The sequence below is a fragment of the Mycobacterium sp. genome (genome assembly GCF_032162105.1).
GTDB lineage: Bacteria > Actinomycetota > Actinomycetes > Mycobacteriales > Mycobacteriaceae > Mycobacterium.
On record NZ_JAVRPS010000055.1, the window covers coordinates 1 to 10,059 of the forward strand.

13 protein-coding genes are annotated in these 10,059 nt (G+C 66.4%); 7 read left to right on the top strand and 6 right to left on the bottom strand.

Going from position 1 to position 10,059, the window contains the following annotated elements:
• Positions 1–104 precede the first annotated feature (104 nt).
• On the bottom strand, positions 105–905 hold the full coding sequence (locus QOC69_RS02710; RefSeq protein ID WP_526436094.1) for a hypothetical protein: 801 nt from the start codon (positions 903–905) through the stop codon (positions 105–107).
• Between QOC69_RS02710 and QOC69_RS02715 the strand changes: the two genes are divergently transcribed.
• The gene (locus QOC69_RS02715; protein ID WP_526436096.1) at positions 899–1,066 is read left to right on the top strand and encodes a hypothetical protein; all 168 of its coding nucleotides are present in this window, start codon (positions 899–901) and stop codon (positions 1,064–1,066) included. The two genes, QOC69_RS02710 and QOC69_RS02715, sit on opposite strands and share 7 nt — an antisense overlap.
• Before the next feature lie 142 nt (positions 1,067–1,208).
• Here QOC69_RS02715 and QOC69_RS02720 read toward each other — a convergent pair whose 3' ends face one another.
• The gene (locus tag QOC69_RS02720; RefSeq protein WP_526436098.1) at positions 1,209–2,111 is read right to left on the bottom strand and encodes a tachylectin-related carbohydrate-binding protein; all 903 of its coding nucleotides are present in this window, start codon (positions 2,109–2,111) and stop codon (positions 1,209–1,211) included.
• A gap of 168 nt (positions 2,112–2,279) precedes the next feature.
• Positions 2,280–2,519, bottom strand: a complete 240-nt coding sequence (locus QOC69_RS02725) for a TerB family tellurite resistance protein (RefSeq protein ID WP_526436100.1) — start codon at positions 2,517–2,519, stop codon at positions 2,280–2,282.
• Positions 2,520–2,693: 174 nt separating this feature from the next.
• On the opposite strand from QOC69_RS02725, the gene QOC69_RS02730 reads away from it, so the two are divergent.
• Positions 2,694–3,143, top strand: coding sequence for a hypothetical protein (locus tag QOC69_RS02730; RefSeq protein WP_526436102.1), 450 nt, complete (start codon positions 2,694–2,696; stop codon positions 3,141–3,143).
• Positions 3,144–3,240: 97 nt separating this feature from the next.
• On the opposite strand, the gene QOC69_RS02735 is transcribed toward QOC69_RS02730, so the two are convergent.
• Complete coding sequence (locus QOC69_RS02735) at positions 3,241–4,476, bottom strand: PE-PPE domain-containing protein (protein ID WP_526436104.1); 1,236 nt, start codon at positions 4,474–4,476, stop codon at positions 3,241–3,243.
• A gap of 264 nt (positions 4,477–4,740) precedes the next feature.
• Positions 4,741–5,622, bottom strand: coding sequence for an LLM class flavin-dependent oxidoreductase (locus QOC69_RS02740; protein WP_526436116.1), 882 nt, complete (start codon positions 5,620–5,622; stop codon positions 4,741–4,743).
• A 52-nt stretch (positions 5,623–5,674) separates the two neighbouring features.
• On the opposite strand from QOC69_RS02740, the gene QOC69_RS02745 reads away from it, so the two are divergent.
• Positions 5,675–6,088: a VOC family protein gene (locus tag QOC69_RS02745; RefSeq protein WP_526436106.1), complete on the top strand. Its 414-nt coding sequence runs from the start codon at positions 5,675–5,677 to the stop codon at positions 6,086–6,088.
• Here QOC69_RS02745 and QOC69_RS02750 read toward each other — a convergent pair whose 3' ends face one another.
• Entirely contained in the window at positions 6,089–6,514 is a 426-nt protein-coding gene (locus tag QOC69_RS02750) for a DoxX family protein (RefSeq protein WP_526436108.1), read from the bottom strand.
• Between the two features lie 155 nt (positions 6,515–6,669).
• Between QOC69_RS02750 and QOC69_RS02755 the strand changes: the two genes are divergently transcribed.
• The 4 genes from QOC69_RS02755 to QOC69_RS02770 form a co-directional block, all read left to right on the top strand.
• On the top strand, positions 6,670–7,992 hold the full coding sequence (locus QOC69_RS02755) for a sensor histidine kinase (protein WP_526436110.1): 1,323 nt from the start codon (positions 6,670–6,672) through the stop codon (positions 7,990–7,992).
• Positions 7,980–8,624, top strand: a complete 645-nt coding sequence (locus QOC69_RS02760) for a response regulator transcription factor (RefSeq protein ID WP_526436112.1) — start codon at positions 7,980–7,982, stop codon at positions 8,622–8,624. Before QOC69_RS02755 ends, QOC69_RS02760 begins: the two co-directional genes overlap by 13 nt.
• 21 nt (positions 8,625–8,645) lie before the next feature.
• On the top strand, positions 8,646–9,536 hold the full coding sequence (locus QOC69_RS02765; RefSeq protein ID WP_526436114.1) for a DUF4097 family beta strand repeat-containing protein: 891 nt from the start codon (positions 8,646–8,648) through the stop codon (positions 9,534–9,536).
• Positions 9,537–9,679: 143 nt separating this feature from the next.
• Positions 9,680–10,059: response regulator transcription factor (locus tag QOC69_RS02770; RefSeq protein ID WP_526436118.1), on the top strand; the 380-nt coding region annotated here is incomplete at its 3' end.

Consider the following 10,059-nt stretch of genomic DNA (forward strand, 5'->3'; position numbering starts at 1 on the left):
ATCCACATTATTGACACCATCGTCAGTACATCGGAAACGCGAAGCGCGTCGCGAACGTGCGGAATGCACTGCCGGGCGCACCACTCACGCGGACGAGTACGAAATCACTGGTTGACAACGTGGCCACACACGTTTGCCACATCTCCGATGGCGAGCTCCGTGGCGACCGCGACCGCGGCGGCCGCGGCCGCGGCCGCGGCCCAGCGTGCCTCGTCGAGATCGCCTGGCTGGCCGCGTTCGGCCAATGTCGCAGCCAACTGCGCCCGCGCCTGCGCTAGATACACCCGTGTCCCGATCGCTTCCAGGCTGGCGGCTGCCTGACGCAGCAGATCGATCGCACCGTCGAGGTCGCCCATCACGCGCCTGATCACACCGGCGAAATGCAGCGGCGAGCCGATGTTGAGCGGTCCCGCCGTGCACAGCGGAACGTCAGCGATGTCCTCTATTAGTTGAAGGATCCGGTCCCGGTGACGCGCATCGATGCGTGTGACAGCGATACCGGCCATCCCAAGTAGTGCCGTGTAAAAGCCGCCGCGACAGGGGGCGTCGAAATCACGCGCCGCCAGACGATCTAGCCATCCCAGTGCTTCAGGGATCCGACCCGCGGTCGCGAGTGTCGCGGCGGCCGCCGCCCACGCGCCGAGGTCGGGGAACACTTCCGCGGCAACGACGCAGAGGTCCGCATGATCACCGAGCCGACCGGTCTGCACCGCGAGGGACACCCGCAGGGCAGGCGCCCACGCCGACACGTCAGCGTCGCCCAGCGTTTGGAGCACGGCATCGAACCGGTCGGCCCCGCTGCTCGCAGCATCGATACGCCCGAACGCTACCTGCGCAAACGACCGGCCAACCAGCGGAAGGGCAAGCAGAAAGGGCTCGCGCAGCTGCTCTGCGGCACGTGTCATTCGGTCCGCATGCCGCATCGCCGCATCGCCGCATCCAGCTGACCCTGCCGGAGCTTCCCGGTCAGGAGGATGAGATCGGCGAGCACCTGTTCACGGCCCGACTTCAAGTCGGCCGCCACCGAGAACCAGGCGAGCATCTCATCGTGCAGTTCAAGGCGTAGCGACGCGTACGCGGCGGCCGGCGTGCGTCGGCGAGGGTTGAGTCAGCCGAGCAACGCTGGCAGCGGGACGTGCATCAAACCGCAAGCCGCGCCCAGTAATGCGGATTGTTCACCCTGTCGCTTTCGGCCGTCACGACCTGCGTTACCAGATGCTTTCGATGCCCGAGCCGGAACGGGGACCCCAGCCGACATGCCCCCCGGGGTCGGCAACCCCGGTGCCCTGGTAGCTGTGGCTGAGCACTTCTCCCGTCTCCGAGACGCTGGTCAGCCCGACCTTGGGTAGGTAGTCGAAATCCGGGGGTATGAAGTCACCGTTCCATTCGGCGGCGACAAGATGGCTCAGACCATTCCACCCGTTGCCGATCACATTGCCGGAGTTGGTCTTCCAGCTGACGAAGTCCCGGTTGCGGTAGTTGTAGCCATACCACCGCAGGTCACCGTTGGGCATGACCGCGAACACGGCCTGCGGAGCGACGGCGACGTGCTGAAACTGCGCCCAGCCGTTTCCGATCTTGCGGCCCGAACCAGGCTGCAGTCCGAACGCGCCGTCCTGGGTGCCGAACGCATACCAGTACATGTCGCCCGCGCGGTCTACGGCCATGAACGAGACGTCGTCCAGTCCTTCCTCCTGGGTGTGGTTCAGTGCTACCGCGACGTGAACGAAATCGCCCCAGCCGTCAGCGATCTTGGTTCCCGATTCCGAAGACCACCCCGTCGACGCCCCGGGGTCGTCCTCCCCCTTGCCGGTGTAGCGATACAGGTACAGACCGCCGTCTTCTTTGATCGCGGCCAGCACCCCGTAGTCGCCCAGCCCCAACCAGGTGATCGCACCCCAACCATTCCCGATTGCGTTGCCCGAGTTGGCACCCCAGGCTGGAAACCCTCCGTAATCAGGATCGTCGTCGGCAAGCATGCGGTACCACCGCAGGAATCCCGCGTCGTCGATGCCGTAGTGCACCGGCGGGGTAGGAAAGGCCTGGGCGGAGAACGGGTCGGTTCGCTCCCAGATGATCTGTCTACCCAACGTGAGCAGCCGAAGTGTCATGAGCTTCCCCCTTGCGAGTGACTCGGTCAGTCAGCGACGTCGTACGGCCGCCAGTTGGCGAATTCGTCCATCCCCAGTGGGCCGAGTTTCGCGGCCGAAACCGCTTGGCTTGACCCCTCCAAACGGTACATCGGCGTCGAGGTACCGCGTCGGCGAAACCGATTTGAGTCAGCCGAGCAACGCGGGCAACGGGACGTGCATCAAACCGCAAGCCGCGCGCAGTAATTCGGCCTCCGGCGGCGCGACTTCGCCATCCTCGAGCACTGCCACCACCATCGCCTCGACGAGCGCTTGCTTGGCTCTGGGCTCCAATGCGTCCAGCACGGCCCAGCCCGCGTCGAGCGTCTGCTGCTGCGGAAGCGCCAGTTCGACGAAGGGCAGCCGTAGCTCGCGAGGCAAGTTCGCCATCACGCCGTGCGTGCGGTTTGCCGAAGCCTCGTTCGACCCGCCGCTCGACCGGCCAGACCGCTCTGAATCCTGCAGCCGTCGCCCGTAACCAGCAGGTCCAGGGCACCCAAACCCAGGCGGCTCATGCAACTCCGTGGTTGCACTGGGTCGGCGAGTAACTGCTAACTTCGAAACGTGCACACCCAGTTCGAGTTCGACTTCGCAACGACGGCGACACCGGACCAGGTCATCGAGCTGATGACGGACTTCTCATCGAACCGGCCGCACCGCTGGCCGGCGTCGTCGGCGAAAGCCTTCGAGGTGTATCACGTCGGCGACACCGACGCCGACATCCGCGAAGGCCAGGACTTCCCGAAGCTGTGGGCCAGGTGGCACTACGACTGGTCCGTCCCCGGCTCGGTGACGCTCACCGTGGTCGAGAGTGATGCGCTTGCCACGGGCAGCTTCATGACGCTGACCGCCACGCCGGTGCACGGCGGCGGCAGCTCGGTGCACGGCATGTGGGAGCAGACGTCGAAGAACGTCATCGCGCTGGCCGGGGTTACCCTCATGCGGTTCGTCGGCCCGCGGTTCCTGTCGACCTACTACAAGAAGGTCTACGACGGGCTGGTGACTCAGACCTGATACGGGGCAACGGGTCCGGTTCGTGATCTCACGTTTCAGGCTGCCGGCGCGACGCGGCCTCAATCGTCCGTGAACGTCGCGGGTCACTGGCCCGCCGTCAGTTCGAATCTTGGGACGTGTCAGTGCTGCTCGACGCCGAGGAAGACGCCGACGACGTTGAGCTCGCGCTCTGCGCGCCGGTGTTTCCGACTTCATCGCTGTCCTGCTCGGCCGTATTCTTTGGCGCGGTACCGGCCCCATCTCTGACTTCCGCCTTCGTAGACGTGTCCGTGCCGCTGACGACATTGAGCAGCGGACCTCTACGGATCGCTGTGTCCTCAATGGACGTCTCGGGTAGGTGCACCGTCGGGGGATCAGATTGACCGCCCGGGGAGATCGGACCGTTGTCACCGCGCACAGAGTTCGCGTCCCCGTTGGGCCGCAACGCGCTGTCGACAGCGTTCGTAACGACCGCATTCTTTGGCGCAGTACTGGCCGCGACTCCGGTGTCGGTTTTCGTCGATGTGTCCTCGTCCTCGATCGCCGCGGCCGATGGAATCGCGTTCGCCGACGTCTGCTGTATTGCCGTATCTGGCGGGTCCGGCGTCGGCCAGTGGAACTGACCCCCGGAAAGGATGGGACCGTGGAACGGACCTGTGTCATTGCGCGAATATCCAGCGTCGATGATGGGCCGCAACACGCTGTCGATTGCGTTGACGAGGTCCGCGTGAACACCGATGATGCGCAGCGGCTCAGTCAACGGCAGGTGCTCTGCCCGACCCAAATAGGTCGTGGTGGTTGCACCCTTGGAGTTGGTCGCAACCGTGATGTCCTCGGTCGGTATCGCATACGGATTCAGGCTCCCCGTCGCTGCATGACGGTAGGCAACCCCGAAGAGGGCGTTGAGGTCGGCGATCAGATTCCACGGCCTGTCTGGGAAGTCGGCTATGCCGTCGTACTCATATGTGAAGACCACCAAGTCGTACCGGCTTTCCACCGGCCCCAGCACGGTGTAATCCAGTATCGGAATGTAGGTCCCCGGTGCGAAGAGAACACTGAACAACCCTCCGCGCTGCTCGGGATCACCGTTCACCAGGAACGACAGCTGGCTTCGCGGCGGGGCGTTGGGATCATTCTCCAGCTTGGCTCGCACGGCGTCGGTCGGCAACGACCCCTGGGAGTTGCCAATCACCAACATCGGCCCACTGGTGTTGGTGATCGCGGTGTCCAGATGGGCTTTTCCCGTCGCCACTGACTGGCCCATCGTTGGTGTACCGATCCCGGAAAACGGCCCGATCGTCTGAGGGTAGGGAACATCGACAAAGGTGTACTGAGCAAAGTACTGGGCATTCAAGGGATAGACCGGTGTACTTATCCACCCACTCAGATACGACGGGATCGGCGTACCCCCGAGCTGCAGCGCGGTGTCAGCGCGGGCGGTCGATGGAACCAACGCAATTCCAACGGCCGCGGTTATAGCCGCGATGAGCATGCTTGTCCGCATTTTGTCCCCCCGCCCGGCGCACCCGGTCACCGGTGATCTCCCACCGCGACTATGCGGGTTGGTGCAACACTTCGCTCTGTAACTGACGCGATTGACGAAAACCGAGTGACGTCGCTACGCGAATTCCTTGACCACCTCGGCGACGCGGCGCACCTGGTCGATGTCGGAACTCGTCGGAATCAGGTGCACCTCGTCGGTGCCGATGTCCTCGAACCGGTGCAACGCATCGAGCAGCTCCTCGTCGGTACCGGCGAAACCGGTGGTGGGCGCCATCGCGTCGACGAATTCGGCGGGGATCCAGTTCATGTACCGGCGGAGGTGGCGGTGCACCTGGGCGCGGGCCTCCTCGCCGTTGCCGAGCGCGAACCAGAACGACGTCGCCAGATGCGGTTTGGGCTTGCCCGCCTCGGCCCAGGCCGCGCGGGCGACGTCGTACAGCTCGTTCTGCTTGTCGACGTCGAGGTCGAGGGTGGTGCCGGCCAATCCCTCGGCCCAAGTCGCCGCGCTGCGCAGGGTCTTCGGTCCGATGGTGCCGACGAGCAGTTGCGGTCCGCCGGACTGCACCGGGGGCGGACCGACCGGCAGCACGGATTCGGTGATCTTCTCGCCCGCCCAGACCCGCTTCATGATGGCGACCCGGTCGGCCATGTCCCGCATGGTCTGCGTGGCGGGGTCCGCGCCGACGGCCCGGTAGTCCTCATGGCGGCCACCCACGCCGAGACCGACGGTGAGCCGCCCACCGCTGAGCATGTCGCCGGTGGCCAGCGCCTTTGCCAGCATGACGGGGTCGTGCAGCTGCGGGACGATCACCGTCGTCACCAGGCGCACCCGATCGGTCAGCGCCGCCATGGCTCCGAGCAGCGTCAGCGAGTCCGGGTTGTCGAACGCGATTCGCTCGCCCCAGCACAGCGACGCGAACGGTCCGCCGTCGATGAGGCGGGCCCACGACGTCAGCGTCGCCGCGTCGAGGTTGGGTTCCATCACCGGCAACGTCATCCCGATCTGCACGACCGGATTCTGGCATGCCGCGCGTGGCAGCATGGGCGGCATGCCGATCAGCGCGAACTCAGTTGCCCACGTCCGCCTCACGGTCACCGACATCGAGCGGTCCAGGAAGTTCTACGAATCGGTCTTCGGCTGGCCCGTTGCGCTCGAGGTGCCCGAGGACGCCGACGACGCGACCCGCGAGCAGATGAGCTTCCTGTACGGCGGCGTCCTCTACGACATCGGTGGCACGATGATCGGACTGCGGCCGGGCGCCGACGACAGCTTCGACGAGGACCGGGTGGGCCTGGACCACCTGTGCCTGCAAGTGGCGAGCAAGTCCGAATTGGAGTTGGCCGCTGCACATCTCGATGAACTCGGCATCGCCCACGAGCCGATCAAGGACATCGGCCGCAGCTACATCCTCGAGTTCCGCGACCCCGACTTCATCGCCTTGGAGCTGATCGCGCCGAAGTGATCAGCGGGTGAGCCCGGCCACCTTCAATAGTTCGGGACGGCGCAGGACCAGGCCCACCCACATCAGCACGCCGAAGTAGACCGCGAACAGGATGGCGCTGAACAGCGGGGCCTCGACGCGCATGTTCGCGGTGACGGCGCCCCCGAGGTACGCGGTGATGCCGAGTGCGCCGAGCACGGCGGTACGCGGAATCGCGTACACGACAATGCAGACGCTCAGCACGATGCCCATGATCAGCGCCTGGCTTGCGGGGAAGCCGAGTGCTGCGGTGCCCTCCTTGACCTGGGCCACGCCGGCCAACTTGCCTGCGGCGTCGAACACCAGGAAGGCGCCGATGAGGACGCTGATCCCGATGCCGACCTTCTGGCGCATCGGCCGCTTGGCGGGAGCGTCGGCGTGGGTACTGGTGGAAGAAGAGACGGTCATGGTGGCTGCTCCTTTGGTTGGTGGATGATTTCCGTACCAGAGCAGACCGCGGCTGCCCGGAAAACTCATCGCCACCCGCCAGCGGGGGTTATCCCCCGCCAGAATCTCGGGGAATCGCCGTGTCGGGCGGGGCCGTCAGTCCATAGGTTGAAGGCATGGTTGCAGTCACCACCCCCATCGACGCGGTTCCCGCGCCACCCATCGACACCGACGACACCGTCGAGACCCCGCGCTCCCGGCCGCTGGGCCTGGTTCCCACCGCGTCGATGATGACCGGCGCCGCGATCGGCGTGGTGTGGTTCTGGATTCCCCTGTCGCTGATGGTCATCGCCGTCTCGTCCATCCCGTCGGTGATCGGCTTCGTGCTCGCAAGCGTCGCCTTCATCTATCTGATGCGTGGCGTCGAGTGGGTGGAGCGCGTGCGCAGTGAGGCCGTGTTCGGTTTCGAGATTCCGATACCGCCCCGGAAGATGTCGCAGTACAACGGCTTTCAGCGTTGGGCGCATCAACTGTGGCTGGACGTCAGCAGCGTCAAATTCTGGAAGGGGACCGCGCATCACTACCTGCGCCTGATCTACGACATCCTGGCCACAGGCGTCGCGTTCGCCCTGTTGGTGGTCGCCTTCGTCGGACCCGCGGCGGCGATCGCGATCAGCCGGAGCGATGACACCGTCGGCCTGTCGTTCATCTCGCCGCCGCTGGCGTTCGTGCTGGCCATCGTCGCACTCGCGGCCGCCGCGGCCATCCTGGTGTTCGCCCCGGCCGTCGACGCAGCGATCGACCGCTGGCTGCTGCCGCCGTCGGCCACTGCCGCCCTGCAATACCAGGTCAGCGCCCTGGCCGACGCCCGGCAGGGTGCGGTGTCTTCGGCCCAGACCGAGCGGCACCGCATCGAACGCGACCTGCACGACAGCGTCCAGCCCCGTCTTGTCTCGCTGGCCATGACGATCGGCCTGGCGCAGACCAAGCTCGACAACGACCTTCCCGAGGCGCGCAAGCTCATCACCGAGGCCCAGAACGACGCCAAGAGCGCTCTGGTCGAGTTGCGCAACGTGGTGCGCGGCATGGCGCCGACCATCCTGGCCGATCGCGGCCTGGACGCTGCGCTCTCCTCGGTGGTGCAGCGCACCGAAACCTCGGGCGTACCAACGGCACTGAACATCTACCTGCCGTATCGGCTACCCGACGAAGTCGAATCGGTCGCCTACTTCGTCGTCGCCGAGGCCCTGACCAACGTCGCCAAGCACGCGCACGCCACTCAGGCGGTGGTGACGGTGCGGTTCGACGAACCGAGCAACGCGCTGCACGTCTCGGTGTTCGACGACGGCGTCGGCGGCGCGGACGTCAGCGACGGTGATGACGCAACGGGACTTCGGGGCCTCGAGGAACGCGTGCGGGCGGCCCGCGGCACCTTCATGGTGACCAGCCCCGTGACCGGCCCCACCATCGTCTCGGCGGTGCTGCCATGCGCATCGTGATCGCCGAGGACTCCGCGCTGCTGCGGGCCGGCATCGAGCGGATCCTCACCGACTTCGGCCACGACGTGGTGGCGGGCGTATCCGATGCGACGAACCTGCTGCGGATCGTCAACGAGCTCAAGCCCGACCTCGCGATCCTCGACGTCCGGATGCCACCGACGTTCACCGACGAGGGCATCCGGGCGGCCGCTCTGCTGCGCAGCCAGAACCCGGAGTCGCCGGTCCTGGTCCTCTCGCACTACGTCGAGGAGCGCTACGCCGCCGACCTGATCGCCTCGGACACCAAGGGATTCGGCTACCTGCTGAAGGACCGGGTGGCCGACGTGCCCACCTTCCTCGACGCCGTCACGGTCGTGAGTGGCGGCGGCACCGTGCTGGATCCCGAGGTGGTCTCCCAGATCCTGGTCCGGTCCCGCCGCCGGTCGGCCCTCGACGAACTCACGCCACGCGAGCGAGAGGTCCTGCAACTGATGGCGGAGGGAAGGACCAACTCCGCCATCGCGGGCGCCCTGCATGTCTCGGTCGGCTCGGCCGAGAAGCACATCGCCTCGATCTTCGCCAAGTTCAACCTCGCCCCCGACGACAGCGAGAACCGCCGCGTGCTGGCGGTCCTGCGCTACCTCGAATCCTGAACCGCTGAAAGGGCTTCCATCGTGACCACCATCGCTCCCCCGCCGCCCGCGCCCGCCGCTCCGCCACCGCTGTCCCCCGGCGGACGCACCGCGGTACGCGTGCTGATCGTCGTGGCCGCCACGGTGTTGCTGATCGGAACGGTGAGCAGTCTGGGCGTCGCCGCGTTCGGGCTGAGCGCGCTGCGCGTGTCCAACGACACCCAGCCGCTGCCCGCGGCCATGCGGTCGCTGACGGTCGATACCGCCGACACTACGACGCTCATACGCATCGTCGCCGACCGTGACGCGCACGAACCCCGCGTCGACCTCCGCCAGGTCGACAGCAGACGGTCGTCCGAAGCGGCGGTGTCGGTCACCAACGACCCCCTGGGCACGCGGGTGAGCGTCGCGCCGCAGTCGGGTTCGTTCATGGACTGGCATCGCGGCGCTCAGCTCACCGTGACACTGCCGCCCGAACTGGCCCGCCGGCTGTCGGTCACCGTCCAGCAGGAGGACGGGCTGCTGATGGCCCAGGCAGATCTCGACCAGTTGGTCGCCCGAACGATCGATGGAGCCGTCATGCTGAGCGGCTCGGCGCGGCGCATCGAGATCGTCAGCCAGGACGGGTCGGTGCTCACTCGCGATCCGATCTCGGTCAGCGAATCGTTCAGCGCCACCTCTACCGACGGGGACATCTCGGCGGACTTCAAGGACGCCGCGCCGCGCACCGTTGACGCGACCTCCAGGGACGGCGACGTCACCATCGCGCTCCCGCCGCGCGGGCCCTACCTGGTCGATGCGAACAACGAGAACGCCGACGGGACAACGGTCGTCCGGGTGCCGCAGACGTCCGACCGCGACTCCGCTGCATCACTGGTCACCGCGCGGTCCGACGGCGGCGACGTGTCCGTCACGACGCTGGGTCGCGGCTGAGCACTGGCCCTCGTGGCACCGACATATGAACCGTCAATGAATCCGTTGATCGATCACCGAAGGGTCGGCAGACTGTGAACATGACGACATCGCAGGTCAGCGGTTCGGCTAGGCGACAGGCTGCACTCGGCGAGCGGCCGCGGATGTTTCGGGCCGAGGGCTCACCGATCCGGGCCGCGCTCGTCGACGACGAGCGCGCCCTGACCAACCTGATTCGAATGGCGCTACGTGACGAGGGGTGGGGAATCGACGCCGCACACGACGCGGCGGAGTTCGACGAACTCGTCGCACAGTTGCGGAGCGTGTTGCGCCGGTCGGCCTACCCAACCCCCGCACATTACGAGGCACTCACCGTCGGCGATCTCGTATTGGACGACGCCAGTCGGACGGTAGCGCGGGCCGGCGCGTCGATCCCGCTGACCTCCACGGAATTCGAGCTGCTGCACTACCTCATGTGCCACCCGAGACGGGCGGTGAGCCGCAAGGAGATCCTCGACCGGGTCTGGAACTACGACTTCGGCGG

Bases quoted from the DNA above. Each gene is read 5' to 3' on its own strand.
- QOC69_RS02725 (WP_526436100.1), bottom strand. From the start codon at position 2,519: ATGGCGAACTTGCCTCGCGAGCTACGGCTGCCCTTCGTCGAACTGGCG.
- QOC69_RS02745 (WP_526436106.1), top strand. From the start codon at position 5,675: ATGCCGATCAGCGCGAACTCAGTTGCCCACGTCCGCCTCACGGTCACC.
- QOC69_RS02755 (WP_526436110.1), top strand. From the start codon at position 6,670: ATGGTTGCAGTCACCACCCCCATCGACGCGGTTCCCGCGCCACCCATC.
- QOC69_RS02710 (WP_526436094.1), bottom strand. From the start codon at position 905: ATGACACGTGCCGCAGAGCAGCTGCGCGAGCCCTTTCTGCTTGCCCTT.
- QOC69_RS02760 (WP_526436112.1), top strand. From the start codon at position 7,980: ATGCGCATCGTGATCGCCGAGGACTCCGCGCTGCTGCGGGCCGGCATC.
- QOC69_RS02750 (WP_526436108.1), bottom strand. From the start codon at position 6,514: ATGACCGTCTCTTCTTCCACCAGTACCCACGCCGACGCTCCCGCCAAG.
- QOC69_RS02740 (WP_526436116.1), bottom strand. From the start codon at position 5,622: ATGACGTTGCCGGTGATGGAACCCAACCTCGACGCGGCGACGCTGACG.
- QOC69_RS02720 (WP_526436098.1), bottom strand. From the start codon at position 2,111: ATGACACTTCGGCTGCTCACGTTGGGTAGACAGATCATCTGGGAGCGA.